The sequence below is a fragment of the Streptomyces sp. HP-A2021 genome (assembly GCF_022807935.1).
Classification (GTDB): Bacteria; Actinomycetota; Actinomycetes; order Streptomycetales; family Streptomycetaceae; genus Streptomyces; species Streptomyces afghaniensis.
The window spans coordinates 1,433,936-1,454,333 of sequence record NZ_CP094344.1; the positions used below are offsets into that span (position 1 = coordinate 1,433,936).

Consider the following 20,398-nt stretch of genomic DNA (forward strand, 5'->3'; position numbering starts at 1 on the left):
CCCCGAACACCCCCTCAGACTGGACGCATCTCTTGCCGGCGCCGGACGTAGGAGTGGTGGCACATGGCGAGGCGCATCCGCGTGGTCACGTTCGTGGGCACACGGCCCGAGGTCATCAAGATGTATTCGCCCATTCGGGCACTACGCGACCTGGATTCGACCTTCGAGACGATCGTGTGCTCCAGCGGCCAGCATGCAGAGCTGTTGTCCGATGCCCTCACGACGTTCGGGATGAGCGCCGACTACCAGTTGGCGGTGATGCGAAAGAACCAACGGCCTGCTGAGGTGGCGTGGAAAGTGGCTCAGTGGGCCGCCGACATCTGTGACCGGCTGCGCCCGGACGTGGTCATGGTTCAGGGCGACACGACGACCACGATGGCCGCCGGCGTCGCGGCCTTTCACTCCTCCACGCGAGTGGCTCACGTCGAAGCCGGCCTGCGGACCTATGACAACCGTGCCCCTTGGCCCGAAGAGGGCCACCGGCGGATCGTCGGCGCGATCGCGGATCTGCACTTCGCCCCCAGCGAGACGGCTGCGGCCAACCTCGTACGTGAGGGGGTGGCATCGGACCGGATATTCCTCACCGGGAACACCGGCATCGACGCGCTCTACTGGGCCCGCTCACAACCGCGCCAAACGGCCGCGCCCTCCGAAGGACAACGTCGAATTGTGATCACCACACACAGGCGCGAGAGCATCCCCGACGGGATCAGATCCGTCTTCGGCGCCGTCCGGCAGCTGGCGAGTCTCTACCCCGACGTGCAATTCCAGTTGGTGCGTCACCCGTCTCCGCCGGTCATCCAGATGATCCAGCAGATGCTTAACGGAACCCGCCCCCCGAACGTCGAGGTGCTGGCGCCATGCAGCTACATCCCGTTCACGCACATGCTCGCCGACTCGTATGTGATAGTGACGGATTCGGGCGGCATCCAGGAGGAGGCACCAGCCTTGGGTAAACCGCTCCTCGTGGTCAACCGTCGCACGGAACGCGAGGAGCCCCTCAGGGCCGGAACATCCAACCTTGTAGGAACCGATCAGCACGACATCGTCGCAGCGGTGGCCGCACTGCTCGAGGACCCCGTCCTCTATGCACGCATGGCCACTCGCCATGACCCCTACGGGGACGGCCTCGCCGGCGAGCGGATCGTGAAGATCCTCGGCGAGGAGATGGCGCCATCGGTACGCACGGAGTGCCGGCGATGACGGCGGCGTCCCCGATCACCGGTACCGCTCTGTCTGCGGAGACAGCTGAGGCTGCCCGGCGCATCGAGCGATGGTTGCTGCACAGCGGGGTTCAGATCGAGGAGGGCGCCCAGCGCGGAGCGGTCGCCGGATGGCTGGATCGGGAGGGGCGACCAGAATTCGTATACCTCGAGATCACCGGCTACTACCTGACCACGATGGCCTGGTTGGCCTCGGGCTCGGCGAGCTCTCCGGACCGTGCCGCGGATGCAGACGAGCACGGCCGGCAGGCGTTGGACTGGATCACTCGCACCGTCTCGGAACATGAAGTTCCGCCGACACGGCTGTACCTGTCGGCCGGTCGCTCCGATTGGCGGAACGCCGGCGTGTTCACGTTCGACCTGGCGATGGCAGCGCGGGGAGTCGCAAGTTTCCGGCACGGAACAGAGGGGAAGCTCGCCGCCGACCTCTGCACCATCGTCGAAGGCATCTGTTCGGGAGCCGCCGTCCTGCCGTCCCATGACGCGGTCGGCGGCGCGCCACTGCCCGACCGTTGGTCGACGCGACCCGGTCCGCACCATCTGAAGGCGGCTGCGGCCTTGCTCCGGATTCCTGATGGCGCGCTCAGGACACCTCTCAGGCGGATCTGCCGGCGGACCTGCGAGCACTGGGAGGCGGTGTTGCAGCAAGGCTGGCCGTGCCGCGAGTTGCACCCGCTCCTCTACGGGATCGAGGGCCTGCTGATCGGGGCGCCACATGCGGAAGACGAGGCGCTGGAGGTCGTCGAAAGGCTCTACGCGCGCCTCATGGGACTGCAGGCCGATGACGGAACCCTTGCGGAGACCGCAGGAGGGGGGATCGTACGTTCCGACGTTCTCGCCCAGGCCTTGCGCATCGGCCTCCTGCTGCGCGGCCGTGGTTACCTGCGGGGGGACCACTGGTCCGGGCGTCTGGAGGGGCTGACGCGGGCCCTGCTCGGCTCCGTGCGACCGGACGGGGGCGTCCTCTTCTCAGGCGGTCAGGACATCGCCAATGCCTGGTCTGCGATGTTCACCCACCAGGCGCTGCTCCTTCACGCCCGCGGCGCCGATCAGGATCCCCAGGACCCCCTGAACCTGCACGCAGTCGTCTCGGAGCTGCTGGTGTGAGCTTCGCCTTGTGAGCCTCGCCCCCTGGGAAGCCCTCAGTACGCGCCTCGGCGCGCGAGCACGGCCGGCACCGTCCTGACCAGGAGCGTGATGTCCAGCAGGAGGTCCCACTGGGCGATGTAGTCCAGGTCCATCCGCACTTGTTCGGCGAACTCGACGTCGGAGCGGCCGCTGACCTGCCAGATGCATGTGATACCGGGCTTCACGAGCAATCGCAGCCGCTCCCGCGGACCATAGAGCTCACACTCCTCCGGAAGGGGAGGCCGTGGGCCGACGAGGCTCATCTCGCCGTGTATGACGTTCAGCAGCTGTGGCAGCTCATCGATGCTCCACGTGCGAAGAACGCGTCCCACCGGGGTGACCCTCGGATCGTGACCGATCTTGAAGAGGGGACCGGCGCATTCGTTCAGGTCCAGATACGCCGACCGCTGACGCTCCGCATCCAGACACATCGAGCGAAACTTGAACATCCTGAAGGGCTTCCCGTCGCGGCCGACTCGCTCTTGCAGGAAAAGGACCGGTCCCGCGGAAGACAGCTTGATCGCGCATGCCGCCACCAGAAAGACCGGCGACAGAAGGATCAGTGCAAGCAGGGCGAGGACGAGGTCAAAAACACGCTTCCCGAGCAGTTGGCGGCTACTCGCTGCAACAAGGCCGCAATCGAGACGTGGCGGGATATCGGCATGCGCTGACATCTCGGGAAGGTCCTTCTGGGTTGGTTTGACCGGGTTCAGGGGTTATGCAAGCAGTCTGCGGTGGCCGCCGAGGCAGCTTCATCGGCAACCGGACCCGATTTTTAACAGCGGGATACCCAGATACGCCGAGCGACGACGCTCCTACTCAGCCGGAGCGGCACTCCCCGACCAGGTCTAATTAGGTTAGGCTCAGTTAAGTGACACCTGTGAGCGTGAGCCGAACCGATCAGGTCGCGACCTGCCCCACCGAGAAGTTCCGCCCGCCGGAGGAGCTCAGGGGCAGCACGGTCGTCGTCAAGTACGGCGGCCACGCCATGGTGGACCCCGGCCTCCAGCAGGCGTTCGCCCACGACGTCGTGGAGCTGTGGCGCGCGGGTCTGCGCCCGGTGGTCGTGCACGGCGGCGGACCGCAGATCAGCGCGATGCTCGACCGCCTCGGCCTGGAGAGCCGTTTCGAGGCGGGTCTCAGGGTCACCACCCCGGAGACCATGGACGTGGTGCGCATGGTGCTGACGGGACGGGTCCAGCGGGAGCTGGTCGGTCACATCAACGCTCATGGCCCGCTCGCCGTGGGGATGACGGGCGAGGACGCGCACACCATGACGGCCGTGCGGCGGCCGGCCTGGGTGGGCGGCCGGGCGGTGGACATCGGTCTGGTCGGTGACGTCGTCGACGTGAACCCGCGCGCGGTGCGCACGCTCCTGGAGCAGGGGCACATCCCCGTGGTCTCCCCCGTGGCCCGCGGTGAGGACACGCAGGTCTACAACGTGAACGCCGATCTGGCGGCGTCGGCACTGGCCGTCGCCCTCGGCGCCGCCCGTCTGGTGGTGCTCACCGACGTGGCGGGGCTGTACGCCGACTGGCCGCACAGCACCGAGGTGGTCGAGCGCCTGACGGCGGATGAACTGGCCGAGCTGCTACCGGGGTTGGCGGCCGGGATGCTGCCGAAGATGGAGGGCTGTCTGCGGGCCGTCCGCGGCGGCGTGCGCGGGGCGCATGTGCTCGACGGCCGCGTGCCGCACGCACTGTTGCGGGGCGTGCTGGGCCGGAACAGCCCCGGTACCACGGTGTTGCCGGAGCACAGCTCCGATGCCCCGTGCGCCGGAGCGAGCTCCCCCTGAGGGCCGGATCCGCCGCCGTCAGAGGGTTCGCGCGAGGACGCGCGCGTTGCGGCGCGGGTCCAGGGACGTCGCCCAGGCCGGAGGCGCGAGGCGCAGGCCGGCCGGGGCGAACCCGTGCCGCAGGAAGAGGCTGCCGCTGCCGACCGTCGCGGTGAACAAGGAACCCACCGACTGGGCGCGCGCCCTGGCCAGCACCGCACGCAGCAGCCGGCCTCCCAGTCCGCTGCCCTGCCGGTGCCGGGCCACGCAGAAGTTGTAGAGGACGCCCGCGGGACCGCGGCTCCCCTCCGCGTCTGCCGCGTGGACGCGCAGGGCCAGGCAGCCCTCCAAGGTGCCGTCGGGTCCCTCGGCCACGAGGAAGTCGGCCGCGTGGGCGGCGTAGAGCGAGACGGGTCGCGGGCGTAACGCCCCCGAGTGCACGAAGGGTTGGGACAAGTCCGCGAGTGCGGCGGCGTCCTCCGAGCGGGCGGGGCGTACGACCGAGGTCGCTGTGAGTGGAGCAGGCGGCAGCGGCGGTGCGGTGGACGGCGTGGCCGTGTTCAAGGCTTCCCTGCCCCGCTTTCGGATCCGCCGTCGCGTCGATCGCGGCCGTCGACGTACGTCGCCACGACCTCGATGTCGCCGATGCGGGAGGTGTCGACGCGCCACGGGTCGTCGCCGAGGACCACCAGGTCGGCGCGCTTGCCCGGGGAGAGGCTGCCGGCGCTGTCCTCCCAGTGGCAGGCATAGGCGCCGGCGACGGTGTAGGCGCGCAGCGCCTCGTCCACGGTGATGCCCTCGTCCGGGCCGATCACCCGGCCGGACCGCGAGGCGCGCTCGACCATGAACTGGACGGCCCGCAGTGGGGATCCGTCGGTGACCGGCCGGTCGGAGCTGCCGACGAGGGTGATGCCGTGGTCCAGGAATGCCTTGCCCCGGTACAGCCACGGCGCCCGCTCCTCGCCCATGATCGCCGCGTAGTCGTCGCCGAAGTAGCGCAGGAAGTTGGGCTGGACGACCGCGCTCACGCCGAGCCGCGCCATGCGCGAGAGCTGGTCGGGGCGGATGAGGCCCGCGTGTTCGACGCGGTGCCGGACACCGTGGCGCGGGCGGAGGCGCTGGGCCCGTTCCAGGGCGTCGAGGGCGACGTCGGCCGCGCGGTCGCCGATGGCGTGCACGGCGAGCTGCCAGCCGGCGAGGTGGCCCGCCACGATCGTCTCGGTGAGCGTCTCCGGGTCGTCCTGCAACTGCCCCGTGTGGTCCAGCCCTTCGTACGGGGTGCTCAGCGCGGCGGTACGGGCCATCATGCCGCCGTCGGTGTAGACCTTCAGGGCGCCGACGGAGAGCCAGTCGTCGCCGAAGCCCGTGCGCAGGCCGAGGTCGAGGGCTCTGGGGATGCCGTCGGCCTCGTGCGCGGCGACGGGCCGCAGCCGGTCGGCGGCAACCATGAGCTGAACGCGTAGCGGCAACAGGCCCTTCTCTCGGGCGAGTTGGTAGGCACCGAGTTCGACGGGGCTGTGCCCGAAGAGGGTGCCTCCGATGCCCGCCTCGGCGCAGGCGGTGACGCCTTCGGCGACGCAGGTCCGGGCGGCGCGTCCGATCGCCTCGGCGAGTTCTTCCTGGGAGTACGGAAGACGCAGCGCGCGGGCGGCGCCCATAGCGCCCTCGGCGAGGAAGCCGTTCTCGTGGGGGACGTCGGCGGGCAGCAGGTCCAGGACGGAGGTGTTGACGACGCATCCGTGGCCGGAGTCGTGGAGCACGAACACCTTGTGCCCGTCGCTCACCCGGTCCAGTTCGGCGGCGGTCAGATGGCGGCCCAGGGCCCGCTGGTCGTAGCCGGCGATACTGACCCACGCCCCGGGCGATCCGGTCCGGCGGACGGCTTCCGCCACGACGGCCAGGGCCTCGTCGATCCGCGTGCGGCCCGCGATGCTCGGCGTGTTCTGCTTGAGGCCGGTCCAGGCCAGGTGCACGTGGGCGTCGATGAACCCGGGCAGTACGGTGGCGCCCTGAAGGTCGATCACCTCCCGTGCGGGCAGCGAGGTCACGGCCTCGTCCAGGCCGACGATCCGCCCCCGCCAGATGCCCAGGTCGTGGGCGACGGGGTGGGCCGGGTCCATGGTGACGAAGCGGGCGTTCGTCAGTCTGGTGCAGAGCATCGGGCGTCAGGCGTCCATGGACTCGGCGAGGGAACGGGGGCGCAGATCGGTCCAGTTGGCCTCGACGTACTCCAGGCATGCCTCGCGGGTGTTCTCCTCGAAGGCGATCGTCCAGCCCCCGGGCACGTCCGCGAAAGACGGCCAGAGCGAGTGCTGGCCCTCGTCGTTCACGAGGACGAGGAAACGGCCGTCGGAGTCGTCGAAGGGGTTGGTGCTCATGTACCGGTGCCTCCTATGAAAATTAGGTTAGGCTCGCCTAATCGCAAGTGAGCTTAGCCTTCTCGCTTTCCGCTCCACAAGGAGACGTGCAATGAGGTTGGTGGGGGAAGACACGTTCGCCGGATTCGGACTGCCCGGCACACCCGGCACCGACGCGTTCTGGGCGGCCGCGCGGACACCCGCGTCGATACCCGACGGCGACGGCTGGACGACCCTCTTCCTGAGGCGTGGGTCCGATGCGGCGAGCATCGACTTCGAGAGCTGGTCAGAGCCGGTGCCCCTGCGCCGGTTCGGCGACACGGACTGCTGGTACGCCGAGGTGCGCATGCCCGCGCGGCTGCGGGTGACGTACCAGTTCCGCGTGGGCGAGGAGTTGTACGCGGATCCGCTCAACCCGGTCGGGGCCGGCGGTGACCGGTCCATCGCCGCGACGCCGGACGCGCCGCCTCAGCCGCACTGGCCCGCTGTCGGAGCCGACGGCGTGCTGCCCCTCCCCCGTACCCGGATCCGCTGGGCCAGTGAACGGCTGGGTGGGCGGCGGACCGTGCGCGTGCATCCGGCGGGCGGTGGCGGGCCGGTGGTCCTGCTGCTCGACGGGGACGACTGGCTGTATCTGCACCCGGCCATGAGCGCGTTCGACTCGGCGGTCGCCAGTGGGGAGATGCCGCCGGTCACCCTCGTCTTCCTGCCGGCCAAGGACAGGGAGGCCGAGTTCGCATGCCGAGGCGAGCTGTGGGAGGCGGTCCGGGACGAACTGCTGCCGCTGGTGGCGGAGTCGGGGGTGACCGCCGACCTTGACCGGCTGGTGGTCGCCGGGCAGAGCCTCGGGGGGTTGAGTGCGGTGTACGCGGCGCTGGAGTTTCCGGGGGTGGTGTCGCGTGTGGCCTGTCAGTCGGGGTCGTTCTGGTGGACGTCCGATGCGGTGGGTTCGGCGGATCCGTTGGGGGGTCCGGTGGGTGGCGCGATCGCGGCGCGGCTGCGGGAGGGGGCGGATCCGTCGGGGCTGCGGGTCGCGTTCGACGTGGGGGAGCATGAGACGCGGATGCTGCCGCATTGTGAGGCGGTGGAGGTTTTGGCCGAGCAGGCCGGGGCGACCGTGCGGGTTTCGCGGTCGGCCTCCGGGCATGATCGGGTGGGGTGGCGGCATGCCCTGCTGAGGGATGTCGCCTGGGCACTGGGGTCCAGGTGATTGTCCGCGGGCCGGTGGGGGTTGATCGCACAGTTCCCCGCGCCCCTTACGGGGCGCTTCACCTGGCCACCGCCGAGCAATAGCTCTCGTCCTTGGCCAGCAGGTTCCGGTGGGTGTCCTCGGCCGTGACGACTCCGTCGTCCAGGACGAGGACCCGGTCGGCGGCGTCCAGGAGGGCCGGGCTGCTGGTGAGGACGATGGTGGTGCGGCCCCGGCGCAGCTTCGCGACGTTGCGGGCGATGAGCTGTTCCGTGACCGCGTCGACGGCCGTCGTCGGATCGTGCAGGACCAGGACGTCGCTGTCGGCGGCCAGGGCGCGGGCCAGGGAGAGCCGTTGGCGCTGTCCCCCGGAGAGGTTCGCGCCGCGGTCGCGGACGCCGTAGTCGAGGCCTTCGCGGTGGAGGGCGACGACGTCGGTCAGCATGGACGCCTCGACGGCCTCGGGGACCATGCGGCTGGTGCCCGACGGGTCGATGTTCGAGCGGAGCGTCCCGGCGAAGATCTCCCCGTCGTACGGGTTCACCAGGACGTGCTCGCGGACCGCCTCGACCGACAGGTCCGCGAGGTCCCGCCCGCCGACCCGCACCGTTCCCTCATACGCGCCGGGCGGGACGTTCACGGCCAGGATCGACGCGAGGTCGGCGGCCGTGCGCGGCTGGTAGGCGGCGATCGCCACGAACTCCCCTGCGGACACCTGGAACTTGAGCTTGCGCAGGGTTCCGTACCGGACGCAGTCGATCTCCACGTCCGCGCTCTCGGCCGGGCGTTCGGATCCCGGCGTCATCACCGGTGGCGCGGTCAGCACCAGTGCCATGCGCTCGGCCGAGGCGCGCGCCATCATGACGTACTTCGGCATCTCCGAGAACAATTTCAGCGGTTCCATGATGAACTGCGCCAGGCCCACCGCCATGACCAGTTCGCCGATGCTGATCCGGCCGTCGAACGCCAGCCAGCCCGCCGTCAGCGTCACGGCGCCGGCGAGGACCGCGTTGAGGGCCAGGGCGGTGCCCGCGTACGCGCCGTTCACCTTGGCGACGGTGATCGCCTGGACCTTCGCCTCCGTGCTGACCTCACGGTAGGAGCGGAACGCCGCGTGGTTGCCGCCGAAGCCGTGCAGCGGGCGCAGGCCGGTGATCAGGTCGGCGACCTTCGCGCCCGCCCGTGCCACCCGGGCCTGCTGTTCCTGGGTGCTGGTGCCGATCCGCTTGGACAGCACGCTCAGGCAGGACAGGATCGCGACGGTTCCCACGATGACCAGCAGGCCGAGCCGGATGTCGGCCAGGCCCAGCGCGACCGCGGCGACCACCACCGCGACCAGCGAGCTGATCAGCAGCGGCACCACCTCGATGATGTCGGCGGTCTGGTCGGCGTCCTCGGTGGCGATGGTCAGCACCTCGCCGGACTTGAGGTCGACGTCCCTGGCCACCGGCTGGAGCCCGCAGGCGGCGACCTTCACGCGCCAGCGGTGTGCCTCCGTCGTGTTGGCCTTCTGAAGGATGCGCATCCCGAATCGCCAGGACAGCGACACGGTCGTGATGATCACGGCCAGTACGGCGATCGAGAGTCCGAGCGCGCCGAGGCTCCGGTCCCGCATCGTGTGCTCCACGATCAGGCCGAGCGCGATGGGGAAGGCCGTCTCGCCCGCCTGGTACATGCCCATGAGGAGGGTGCCGCCGGCCATGGCGCCGACGTTGCGGCGCAGTGCGGTGCGGAGGATGTCGGACCCCGAGCGGGGCCGCTGCGTGTCAGGAGTTGTCATCGAGGTGGCGGGCAATCGCTTCCGGGGTGCGCAGGGTGAACAGATCACGGATCGTGATCACTGGACCGTACTCGCGGCGGAGCAGCCCGATCAGCCGCACCGCCAGCATGGAGTGTCCTCCGAGGGACACGAAGTCGCTCACCGCGCTCACCTCGTCGTCGTCCAGGTCCAGTGCCTCGGCGAAGTATTCGCAGACCACGGTTTCGGTCTCGGTCTCGGGCCCCCGCTCCCCCACCGTGGTCAGCGCGCCCAGCGGCTTGGCCTCCGGCAGCGCCTTGGTGTCAGCCTTCCCGTTCACCGTCAGCGGGATGCTGTCGACCTGGGCGTAGTGCGTGGGGCGCAGGAAGTCCGGCAGCCCGGCGCCGACTTCGGCGGCCACGGTGGCCAACTCGGCCCCGTCCAGGACCAGATAGGCGGCCAGCCGGTACGCGCCGTCGACCTGTGGGTCGGGCTGGGCGACCGCGGCGGCGAACCGCACCGCCGGGTGCGCCGCGAACACCGCCTCCACCTCGCCGAGTTCGACGCGATGCCCGCGGATCTTGACCTGCTGGTCGGTGCGGCCCAGGTACATCAGGTTGCCGTCCGGCCGGCGGACCACCAGGTCCCCGGTGCGGTACATGCGCTCGCCGGGTTCCCCGAACGGGCAGGCGACGAAGCGGTGCGCGGTCTGCGCGGGCTGCCCGAGGTAGCCGCGCGCGATGCCGACGCCCGACACGTACAGCTCACCGGGGACGCCGTCCGGCAACGGCCGCAACCACGGGTCGAGGACGTAGACGTCGGTGTTGTCGATCGCCACGCCCACCACCGGGTCCGCGCATTCGAAGGTGCCGACGCCGAGGGTGTTGATGGTGTACTCGGTGGGTCCGTAGAGGTTGTAGCCGACCGTTCCCCCGGTCTCGGCGAGTCGCTGCCACAGCGTCGGGGTGACGGCCTCGCCGCCGAGCAGCACCAGCGGCGGCCGGCGTTCCGGGTCGTCGAGCAGGCCTTCGGCCACGAGCTGCTGGGCGTAGGTCGGGGTCACGTTGACGACGTCGATCCCGTGCTCCAGGCAGTACTCGACCAGCCGGGGCGCGTCGCGGCGCAACTCCTCGTCGCAGACGTGCACTTCATGCCCGTCGGCGAGCCACAGCAGCTCCTCCCAGGACATGTCGAACGCGAACGACACGGTGTGCGCGATCCGGAAGATCCGGTGGCCGTGCTCCGCCAGCACCGGCTCGAAGATCCGGCGCTGATGGTTGATCAGCATGTTGGTGAGTCCGGCGTACTCGGTCACCACGCCCTTGGGCTTGCCGGTCGAGCCGGAGGTGTAGATCGTGTACGCGGGGTGCCGCAGGCGGTCCGGGTCGTCCGGTGCGAACGTCACAAACGGCTCGGCCTCGGGCAGCGGGCGGTCCAGCTCGATCAGGTCGCCGTTCCGCGAGGTCAGCCGGGGCGACACGGCGCTCACGGTGAGGATCACCTCCGGGCGGGCGTCCTCGACGATCGCGGCGATCCGCTCGTCCGGGTGGTCCAGCTCCAGCGGCACGTACGCGGCGCCGACCCGCAGCACGGCGAACAGCGCCACGATCGAGTCGAGGGAGCGCGGGATCGCGAGACCGACGTTCGTCTCGGGGCCGATGCCGCGCCGGGCGAGCACACCCGCCACCGCGCGGCTGCGGTCCCGGAGTTCGGCGAACGTCATGGTCGAACCGTGGGCGACGAGTGCGATCCGCTCCGGTGCGCGGTCCGCCGCCCGGTCGAACCGGTCGACGACGGTGTCCGTGCCGACGTCCGTGCGCTCGCCCCGCGAGGGCTCCGGTCCCAGGCCCCGCAGCGCGCCCACCGGGCCGGTCGAGCGGGCCAGGTCCTCCAGCACGCGCAGGTAGTCGTCGAGGAGACGACGGGCGTTGCCGGTGTCCTCGTCGCGGTACTCCAGCTTGACGGTGAGGCGGTCGCCGGGCGTGACGACCCAGGTGAACGGATAGTGCGTGGAGTCGTCGGCCTGCACCGAGGTGATGCCGTGCCGGGCGTTCATCTCGGCGAACGCGTCCATGTTTAGGAAGTTCTGGAGCACGAACAGGTTGTCGAACAGGGTGTCGTGGCCGCTGGCCCGCTGGATCTCGCCGAGCCCCAGGTGCTCGTGTTCCATCGCCTCGACCCTGGCCGTCTGCACCGCCGAGAGGTAGTCGCGGACGGTGTCGTCCGGCCGGGGCCGCGTCCACATGGGCACGGTGTTGAGCAGCACTCCGACGATGTCGGACAGTCCCTCGCCCTCCCGGCCGGAGACGGTCACGCCGAACACGGCGTCACTGCGGCCCGTGTGGGCGCCGAGGAGAAGGCCGAAGGCTCCGGTCAGCACGGAGTTCAGCGTGACGCCGTGCGTCCTGGCCGCTTCCCGCAGCAGGTCGGACTGTTCGGCGGACAGCGTGTGCACGAGCGCGCGCGGCAGGTCGTCCGAGAAGGACGGCGCCGGTCCGGCGAGCAGCGTGGGGCCGGGGAGGCCGGCCAGGTGCTCCGCCCAGAAGCGTTCCGATACGGCGGAGTCCTTGGCGTCGAGCGCCCGGGCGTAGTCCTCGAAGCTCGGCGTGGCCGGGGCCGCGTCGAGCGATTCGCCCGCGACGGCGGCCTCGTACGCGTCGAACAGGTCCAGCAGCATGATCTCGCGGGACCAGCCGTCCCACAGCAGCAGGTGGTAGCTGAGCAGCAGGCCGTCGCGACCGTCGGGCAGACGCACCACGGTCAGCCGGATCAGCGGTGGCTCGCCCGGATCGAACCCGGTGTCGCGGTCCCGGGCCCGCAGGGCGTCGACCTCGGCGTCCGCCGCCAGCTCGATCGTGCGGACGTCGACCCGCCGGCCGGCCTTGAGGATCTGGACGGGGTTGCCGTCGGAGTCGGTCGTGAAGCCGGCGCCCACGACCGGGTGCCGGGCGATCACGTACGCCATCGCCTCGGCCAGCGCGCCCGTGTCCAGGCGCCGGTCGAACGTGAACCAGCTCTGCGCCACGTAGTGCCCGGCCGAGCCCGCCATCTGGGCCTGGAAGTACAGGCCCCGCTGGAGCGGGGTGACCGGTGCGGTGCGCTCGGCTGTCGTGGCGGCGTCCGCGATGCGCTGGAGTGCGCGGTGCCAGTGCTCGGTGATCTCGTCGGGGACGCCCCCGGCGAGGGTGAAGGCCGTGTGCAGGCTGCCGGTGGTCTCGTCGAGCCAGGCGTTGACCTCGACGGCGTACGGGCTGCCCTGGTCGCCGCCGGTGAGGTGCACGGCCTGCGACTCGCTGCCCCGGCCGAGGTAGTTGAACAGGACCTGCGGGCGGGCGGTGAGCAGCGGGGCCGTCTGCGGGTTGAGATACCTGAGCTGTCCGTAGGCGACGTGGGCGCGCTCGTCCGGCTGGCGTTCGGCGACCTCGCGTGCGGCTGCGACGGGGTCGGTGTGCGCGGTGAGCCGTACGGGTGCGATGGCGGTGAACCAGCCGACGGTACGGGCGTAGTCGTGCTGTTCGAGCACCGGGACCCGGCCGTGCCGCTCCAGGTCGATCGCGAGGTCGCTGGGTGACGGCTGGATGTGTGTCAGCGCGGTGCGCAGGGCTCCGCACAGCAGCTCGGTGAGGCCGACGCCGAGTGCGGCGGGGGCGGTACGGGTGACGCCGTCGGTCAGCTCGGGCGGGAGGACGACCGTGGTCTCGCGCGAACCCTGGACCGCGGGCAGCAGCGCGGGCGCCTGGAGAGTGGTGATCCAGTGTCCGAGGTCGTCGACGTCCTGGGCCGCCTGGAGCGTCAGTGCTTCGGCGTACTCGGCGTAGGACGTGGTCGGCGGGGCCAAGGGCGCACCGCGCAGGGCCGTGGCCAGGTCGTCCAGCAGGATCAGCCAGGACACCGAGTCGACGGCGAGGTGGTGGACGGTGACGACCAGGGTCCGGCTCTCCTCCAGCCAGGAGAAGGCGACGACCTCGCCCGACTCGGGGTCGAGCCGTCCGGCGGCCTCGTTCGCGGCGGTCGTGGCGTCGGGAGTGTCCGGGCGTACGACGGTGACTTCGCGGGCGGGTTCGGTGCGGAGGGTCCACACTCCGTGTTCGGTACCGAGCCTCAGTCGCAAGGTGGGGTGTGCGGCGACTACGGCGCCGGCGGCGCGTTCGACATCGGCGAAGGAGCTGTCCGGGACCACGAGCGTTCTGGCCTGGGCGAAACGGGCGAGTGAGCCGCCCAGTTCGCGTTGGCGCAGGATGATCGGCGTCGGGGGGAGCGGGCCGTCCTCGCGGTGGGTGGGAGCGGCGGTCTGTGGTGTACGTGTCGCCAGATGTTCGGCGAGCGCGCGGGGGGTCTTGTGGAGGAACACGTCCCGGGGGGCTATGGGCAGGCCGAGTGTCCTGGCCCTGTTCACGACCGTGATGGCGATGATGCTGTCGCCTCCGGCGTGGAAGAAGTCGGTGTCTGCGTCCACCTCCGTGCCGGGCAGTGTCTGGGTGAAGATGTCGACGAGTGCGGCTACAGCTGAGCTTTCGTCTGCGGGTGCGTCGTGGCTTGTCGCGCCCCGCGGCGGAGCCGCAAACTGATACAGCCCCGCGCCCCCAAGTGCCTGCTCCGCCAAGGCCTTTCGATCCAGCTTGCCGTTCACCGTAAGAGGCAGTGCTTCAACCGGCATCACCAGGCCCGGGATCATGTGCACGGGCAGCTTCGTGGAGAGCTGCCCGGCGAAGTCCCCCGGTACCCGGCCCACCACGTGCGCCACCAAGTGATCCCCGCTGTCCGCCACCGTCACGGCCACGTCGACCACGCCGTCGAGTTCCCGGACCGCTGTCTCGACCTCGCCCAGCTCGATGCGGAAGCCCTTGAGCTGGACCTGGTCGTCGGCGCGGCCTACGAACTCCAGCTCGCCGTCCAGGGTGCGGCGGGCCAGGTCGCCCGTGTGGTACATGCGGGAGCCGTCCCCGGCGAAGGGGTTCGCCACGAACCGGCCCGCGGTGAGCCCGGGCCTGCCCAGGTAGCCGAGCGAGACCTGGTCGCCGGCGACGTAGATGGCGCCCACCCGGCCGGGCTGCACCGGGCGGAGGCGGTCGTCGAGGAGGTGGGTGACGAGGCCGGGTATGGGGCCGCCGATCGGGCTGACGTCGTCGCCGGGGCCGAAGTCCTCCTCGGTCAGTACGCGGTGGGTGACATGGACGGTGGTCTCGGTGATGCCGTACATGTTGACCAGCTCGGGCGAGCCGGTGCCGTGCCGTTCGACCCAGCCGCGCAGCCGCCCGAGGTCCAGTGCCTCGCCGCCGAAGATGACGCGGCGCAGGGCGGGCAGCGGCTCGCCGGCGTGCCGGTGGGCCTCGATGAACTGGTAGAAGGCGGACGGCGTCTGGTTGAGCACGGTCACCCCGCGCTCGCGCACCAGCCGGTGGAAGTCGACCGGGGAGCGGGTCAGCCCGTACTCCGGCACCAGCAGCTCACCGCCGTACGCCAGCGCTCCCCACAGCTCCCAGACCGCGAAGTCGAAGGAGAAGGAGTGGAACTGGACCCAGACGTCGTGCGGGCCGAAGTCCATGTCGGGCTGGGTGTTGGCGAGCAGCGTCACCACGCTGGAGTGCGGGACGACGACGCCCTTGGGCCGGCCGGTCGATCCGGAGGTGTAGATCACGTAGGCAGGGTGGTGCCAGCCGGGCTCCCGACTTGGGTGCGCGGGGGTGGCCTGCGGAAGTTCGTCGCCCTGGACGAGTACGCGGGCCCGTACGCCCGTACGGGTCAGGAGTTCCGTGAAGCGGTCGCGCTGCTCACGGTCCACCAGGACGACCTGCGGCGCGGCATCGGCGAGGATGTACTCCAGCCGCTCGTCCGGGTAGGCCAGGTCCAGCGGTACGTACGCGCCGCCCGCGGCGACGATCGCGACCAGGGCGACGACCTGCTCGACGGACCGCGGGACGGCGACGGCGACCCGTCGGCCGGGGCCGACTCCGGCGGCGCGCAGAGCGGCTGCCAACTCGTCCTTGGCGTGGGCCAGTTCGCCGTACGTCAGGGACCGGGTACGGCCGTCGAGACCGCACTGGGTGACGGCGGTGGCGGCCGGGTCGCGCCGCGCGGCGGCGTCGAACAGGCCCCCGAGGGTGGTCGGGGTGATGAGCGCGGGGCGCCGGTCGGCCTCCGAGGCCACGTCGTCGACCAGGGTGTCCGGCCGGGTGAGCAGGGCGGTGAGGGTCGAGGTGAACGTGCGCAGGATCGCCTGGGCGGTCGTCTCCCGCAGCAGTTCGCCGTCGTAGATCAGGTTGAAGCGCGGGCTGCCGTCGGGTGCGCGTTCCACGACCAGGGTCAGCGGGTAGTGCGGTGCGCCCTCGTTGACGAGGCCGGTGACGGCCAGGGTGTCGCCGGGTCGGCGCAGTGCGTCCACGTCGGTCGCGACGTCGAACACCACGAGGGTGTCGAACAGCGAGCCGGCCTCGGCCTGGCGGCCGATCCTGGCCAGGGAGACGTGCTGGTGCGGCAGGACCGCGCCCTGGTGTTCCCGCACCGAGGCGAGGAGGTCACGTGCGGTGGTGGTGGCGGTCCAACGGGCGCGGACCGGGATCGTGTTGATGAACAGGCCCACCATGTCCTCGATGCCGGGCACATCCGCGTCGCGGCCGGACACCGTGGAGCCGAACACCACGTCCTGTCCGTGCAGGATGCGGCCCAGCGTGACCGCCCAGGCGCTGTGCACGGCCACGCTCAGCGGCACGCCGGCCGACCGTGCGGCCGCGTCGATGTCGTGCTCCGGCCGCACGGCGGTGTCGGCGAACCGGTCGGACGGGGTGTGCCCCTCGGCGACCAGCGAGGGGCCGGGAAGCCCGGCGAGCTGCTCGCGCCACACCCGGTCGCTCTCGTCGGCGTCGCGTCCGGCGAGCCAGGCCACGTAGTCGGAGAAGCCGCCGATCGGGTAGACGGTCCCCGGCGCGTGGTACTCGGCGAGCAGGGCGCGGAGCATCGGCGGCACCGACCAGCCGTCGGCGATGATGTGGTGCACGGTCTGCACGAGGACGTTCCGGCCGGGACCACCGCGGACGAGGGTGTACCGCATCAGCGGGCCGGTCGCGAGGTCGAATCCGGCGCGGCGGTCCCGCTCGGCCAGGTCGCGCAGCTCGGTGTCGGTGATGCCGGGGCGGTCGAGGGTCGTGAAGGGCGCCTCGACGCCGCTCTCCAGTACGGAGACCACGCGGCCGTCGGCGAGTGCCACGAACCGGGCGGCCAGGTTGGGGTACAGCGTGAGCAGCCGGGTGGCCGCAGCCGCGAGCCGGTCGGCGTCCACCTCGCCGTCCAGGGTGAGCAGTTGCTGTTCGACGTAGGCTCCGGCCGAGTCGTCGTCGAAGACGGAGTGGAAGTACAGGCCCTCCTGCAACGGCGTCAGCGGCAGGATGTCCCGCAGGGCCGGGCCGTCCAGGGCGTCGACGTCGGCCTGGGTGAGCGGCACCAGGGCGAAGTCGCTGGGCGAGTGGCCGCCCTGCGGGTCGAGTGCGGCCAGTCCGGCGAGGGCGTCCCGCAAGTAGCCGCCGATGGTCGTGATGTCCTCGTCGGTGAACATGCCGTCGGGCCAGGAGATGGTGGTGACGAGGTCGTACTCGCCGGTCGGGTCCGGTTCGGCGATCGCGTTGAACTCGAGGGCGCGCGGCAGGCCCATCCGCGGGTCGCGCTTCTCGCCCAGCTGGCCGGTGGTCCGGGCGAGCTGCCAGTCGCCGGGCTCTCCGGCGGCGAAGCGGCCCAGGTAGTTGAAGAGCACCTGCGGTGCGGGCGCGTCGAACTCGGTGTCGGTCAGGTACCGCAGGGCACCGTAGGAGACGCCGTTGTCCGGCACCCGGGCGAGGTCTTCCTTGACCGCCTTGAGGGCGGCGGTCAGGTATGCGCGTGCGGTGAGGTCGGCCGCCGTGCCGGGGTCGACGGTCACCGGGAAGAGGGTGGTGAACCAGCCCACGGTCCGCGACAGTTCGGGTTCGAAGCCGGCGGAGGCGGCCACGAACTGTCCTTCGCGGCCGTGGCCTTCCAGTTCGATGTGGGCGAAGGTCTGGTCCTGTCCCAGGTCGCGGCGCCAGCGGGCGAGCGCGACGGCGAGCCCGGTCAGCAGGACGTCGTTGACGCCCGCGTGGAACTTCGCGGGGATCTCGCCCAGCAGCGCGGCCGTGATCTCCGGGCCGGCCGAGACGGTCCGCAGTCGCTCCGTGGCGACGGTGTCGGCGTCGGACAGCGCGCGCCTGCCCACCGGCTGGTCCTCCGTCGGCAGGGGACGCCAGTAGTAGGAGCTGTCCGCGTCGAACGCCGCGCGCTCCAGCAGTTGCGTCCAGCGCCGGAAGGACGTGCCCACCGGGGGCAGTTCGATCGGGGTGTCCGAGGTGAAGTGCCGCCAGGCCGTGGCCAGGTCGTCCATCAGGATCCGCCAGGACACGCCGTCGATCACCACGTGATGGGCGACCAGGACCAGCTGCCGCGCCGCGCGGCGCCAGACGGCGCGCAGCATCACACCGTTGTCGGGGTCCAGGGCGTCGGTGGCGAGTGCGACGCATGCGTCGAGCGGCCGGTCGCTCTCCTGCCATCCGGCGACGGCCCCGTCAGGCTCCGGGATGTCGAAGCTCCAGCGGCTTCCGCGCACCAGCCTGGCACGCAGCATGTCGTGCCTGCGGACCAGGGCGGTGAGGATCTCGTCGAGAGCGTCTGCGGTCAGGTCCGGCGGGGTGTTCAGCACGACCGACTGCACGAAGCCGTCGATGGCGTCGGTGGTCTCGCCGAGCCACTGCACGATGGGCGATCCCACGACGGGTCCGGTCGCGACATCGCGGTGGTCGACCGTGGAGACGTCCTCCCGGCTCGCGACCGAGGCCAGGGCCCCCACGGTGCTGTGGGTGAAGATCTGCCGTGCCGTGACGTAGAGGCCCGCGTCGCGCAGCGCGGTCAGCAGCGAGATCGCCAGGATGCTGTCGCCGCCGAGCTGGAAGAAGTCCTGGTCGACGCCGACCTCTTCGAGCCGCAGCACCGCCGCGACCGCCGCGCAGACCGCGCGCTCGTCGTCGGTGGTGGGCCGTACGAGCGTGCCCGTGCCGATCGTGGGCTCCGGCAGGGCGTTGCGGTCGAGCTTGCCGTTGGCGGTGAGCGGGAACTCCGTGAGCACGACGATGTGGGCGGGCACCATGTACTCGACCATGTGCTCGGCGGCCCACGCCTTGACCTCGTCCGCCCGCAGGTCCTCGCTGCCGGCGGCCGGGATGACGTAGCCCACCAGGTAGGTGCCGCCCGCCGTGTTCTTCCGCGCGACGACGCAGGTGTGCCGTACGGCGGGGTGCTCGGCGAGGCCGACCTCGACGTCCTCGATCTCCAGCCGCATGCCGCGGATCTTGATCTGGTTGTCGGCGCGGCCGAGGAAGTCGAGGGAGCCGTCCGGGGCGAAGCGGGCGAGGTCACCGGTGCGGTAGAGGCGGGAGCCGTCGTTCGCGAAGGGGTTGGCGACGAACCGGGAGGCCGTCAGACCGGGCGCGTTGACGTAGCCGCGTCCCAGGAGGAAGCCGCCCACGTACAGTTCGCCGCCGACGCCGACGGGGACCGGGCGCAGTTCCTCGTCCAGGACGTACAGCTGGGTGTTGGGGTTGGCCTTGCCGATGGACGTCGACAGGCGTTCCGCCTCTCCCCGGTAGATGACGTGGGAGACGCCGATGGTCGTCTCGGCCGGGCCGTAGCCGTGGTACATGGGGATGTCGAGCTTGGTGCGGAACCGCTCGTACAGCTCCGGGGTCAGCACCTCGCCGCCGCACCACACGTGCCGCAGGCTGTCCAGCCGGCCGGAGTCGCCGGCGATCTCCAGCAGGACGTCCAGCATGGACGACACCAAATACGTGAAGGTGACGCGCTGTTCGGCGATGACGCTCAGCAGGTGGTGCGGGTCGCGTTCGCCGCCGGGCCGCAGCACCACCAGGCGGGCGCCGGACACCAACGGCAGGAATATCTCGTTGATGGAGATGTCGAAGGACAACGGCGCCTTGAACAGCGAGGCGTCGTCGTGGCCGAAGCCGAGGATCTCGTTCACCTGCCACAGCAGGCGCTCGCTGATCGCCTCGTGCCGGATCATGGCGCCCTTGGGCCGTCCGGTCGAGCCGGACGTGAAGATCACATATGCGAGGGCGTCGCCCCGTACGGTGACGCCGGTCCCCTCGGTGGGGTGGGAACCGTAGCGCCAGTCGTCGAGGTCGACGGCCACGGCCGGCGGTTCGGCCGGGTCGTGCTCGCCCGAGTCGTTGAGCTGCACGACGACCCGGGCGTCCTCGATGACGACCGCCCGGCGCGCGGCGGGCCACTGCGGATCGAGCGGCACGAACGCGCACCCCGCCTGCAACACGGCGAGCAGCCCGATGACCATCTCGGCGGAGCGGCCCAGTGAGATGCCGACGACCTGTTCGCGACCGAGGCCGCGTTCGATCAGCTGCTGGGCCAACTGGCTGGAGAGCTCAGCTGCCTGGCGGTAGGTCAGCGAGCGGTGCTCGTCGACGACGGCGACGGCGTCCGGCCTGGTCCGTGCCTGCTCGCGGAACATCTCGACGATGGTCGGGCGGATGCGGTCGGCCTGGGTGTCGTTCCAGCGGGCCATGAGTTCGAGTCTCGCCGCCGCGCTGGACGGGCCGATGGTGCCCAGGGGCCGGTCCGGGAAGTCGGCCAGGTCGTCCAGCGCGAGCTGCGCGTCGGCCGGCGCGACGGTGGCGGGCACGGTGATGCTCCGGCCGTCCGCGCCGACCTCCCAGTCACCGGAGCCGGCCCCGCCGTTGTCGACCCATCCGAGGACGTCGGCGAACAGGGTGCCGGGAGTGAGGTCGATGCCGTCGGGGCTCCGGCCCGTCGTCCAGTACGACAGCCCGATGGCGCAGGCTTCGGTGATGGTCCTGTCGGAGTGGTCGCCGGTCCGCCGGCGTACGTCGGCCAGGCGTGCGGGAGAAAGCCGTACGAGACGAGCGCTCGGTTCCATCATCGAAGACTCAGCACCCTTTCAAG

10 protein-coding genes are annotated in these 20,398 nt (G+C 70.9%); 4 read left to right on the forward strand and 6 right to left on the reverse strand.

The features are described 5' to 3' along the window. The first annotated feature begins 63 nt into the window (after window positions 1-63). On the forward strand, window positions 64-1,203 hold the full coding sequence (wecB, locus tag MQE23_RS06535; protein WP_243378536.1) for a UDP-N-acetylglucosamine 2-epimerase (non-hydrolyzing): 1,140 nt from the start codon (window positions 64-66) through the stop codon (window positions 1,201-1,203). Beyond that, complete coding sequence (locus MQE23_RS06540) at window positions 1,200-2,330, forward strand: hypothetical protein (protein ID WP_128092582.1); 1,131 nt, start codon at window positions 1,200-1,202, stop codon at window positions 2,328-2,330. The genes wecB and MQE23_RS06540 overlap by 4 nt, the downstream gene beginning before the upstream one ends. Window positions 2,331-2,365: 35 nt before the next feature. Here the strand turns inward: MQE23_RS06540 and MQE23_RS06545 are convergent, their stop codons facing one another. Further along, window positions 2,366-3,025 carry a sugar transferase gene (locus MQE23_RS06545; protein ID WP_243378537.1) on the reverse strand — a complete coding sequence of 220 codons (660 nt, stop codon included), beginning with the start codon at window positions 3,023-3,025 and terminating at the stop codon, window positions 2,366-2,368. A gap of 212 nt (window positions 3,026-3,237) precedes the next feature. On the opposite strand from MQE23_RS06545, the gene argB reads away from it, so the two are divergent. After that, window positions 3,238-4,146 (forward strand): acetylglutamate kinase, encoded by a 909-nt coding sequence (gene argB, locus MQE23_RS06550; RefSeq protein WP_279345131.1) that lies wholly within the window; start codon window positions 3,238-3,240, stop codon window positions 4,144-4,146. 18 nt (window positions 4,147-4,164) lie between these two features. Here the strand turns inward: argB and MQE23_RS06555 are convergent, their stop codons facing one another. The 3 genes from MQE23_RS06555 to MQE23_RS06565 are packed head-to-tail and all read right to left on the reverse strand — an operon-like array spanning window position 4,165 to window position 6,503. Continuing rightward, entirely contained in the window at window positions 4,165-4,656 is a 492-nt protein-coding gene (locus MQE23_RS06555; RefSeq protein WP_243382522.1) for a GNAT family N-acetyltransferase, read from the reverse strand. A gap of 29 nt (window positions 4,657-4,685) precedes the next feature. Beyond that, window positions 4,686-6,284, reverse strand: a complete 1,599-nt coding sequence (locus MQE23_RS06560; RefSeq protein WP_243378538.1) for an amidohydrolase — start codon at window positions 6,282-6,284, stop codon at window positions 4,686-4,688. A gap of 6 nt (window positions 6,285-6,290) precedes the next feature. Next, window positions 6,291-6,503: an MbtH family protein gene (locus tag MQE23_RS06565; RefSeq protein ID WP_020273283.1), complete on the reverse strand. Its 213-nt coding sequence runs from the start codon at window positions 6,501-6,503 to the stop codon at window positions 6,291-6,293. 91 nt (window positions 6,504-6,594) lie between these two features. Here MQE23_RS06565 and MQE23_RS06570 point away from each other — a divergent pair, with 91 nt between their 5' ends. Then, a complete protein-coding gene (locus tag MQE23_RS06570) occupies window positions 6,595-7,692 on the forward strand; it encodes an alpha/beta hydrolase-fold protein (protein ID WP_243378539.1) in 1,098 nt (365 codons plus the stop codon). 58 nt (window positions 7,693-7,750) lie between these two features. Here the strand turns inward: MQE23_RS06570 and MQE23_RS06575 are convergent, their stop codons facing one another. Then, the gene (locus tag MQE23_RS06575) at window positions 7,751-9,451 is read right to left on the reverse strand and encodes an ABC transporter ATP-binding protein (RefSeq protein WP_243378540.1); all 1,701 of its coding nucleotides are present in this window, start codon (window positions 9,449-9,451) and stop codon (window positions 7,751-7,753) included. Further along, entirely contained in the window at window positions 9,438-20,375 is a 10,938-nt protein-coding gene (locus tag MQE23_RS06580) for a non-ribosomal peptide synthetase (protein WP_243378541.1), read from the reverse strand. Before MQE23_RS06580 ends, MQE23_RS06575 begins: the two co-directional genes overlap by 14 nt. Window positions 20,376-20,398: the final 23 nt, after the last annotated feature.

Bases quoted from the DNA above. Each gene is read 5' to 3' on its own strand.
- wecB (WP_243378536.1), top strand. From the start codon at position 64: ATGGCGAGGCGCATCCGCGTGGTCACGTTCGTGGGCACACGGCCCGAG.
- MQE23_RS06540 (WP_128092582.1), top strand. From the start codon at position 1,200: ATGACGGCGGCGTCCCCGATCACCGGTACCGCTCTGTCTGCGGAGACA.
- MQE23_RS06545 (WP_243378537.1), bottom strand. From the start codon at position 3,025: ATGTCAGCGCATGCCGATATCCCGCCACGTCTCGATTGCGGCCTTGTT.
- MQE23_RS06560 (WP_243378538.1), bottom strand. From the start codon at position 6,284: ATGCTCTGCACCAGACTGACGAACGCCCGCTTCGTCACCATGGACCCG.
- MQE23_RS06565 (WP_020273283.1), bottom strand. From the start codon at position 6,503: ATGAGCACCAACCCCTTCGACGACTCCGACGGCCGTTTCCTCGTCCTC.
- MQE23_RS06570 (WP_243378539.1), top strand. From the start codon at position 6,595: ATGAGGTTGGTGGGGGAAGACACGTTCGCCGGATTCGGACTGCCCGGC.
- MQE23_RS06575 (WP_243378540.1), bottom strand. From the start codon at position 9,451: ATGACAACTCCTGACACGCAGCGGCCCCGCTCGGGGTCCGACATCCTC.
- MQE23_RS06580 (WP_243378541.1), bottom strand. From the start codon at position 20,375: ATGATGGAACCGAGCGCTCGTCTCGTACGGCTTTCTCCCGCACGCCTG.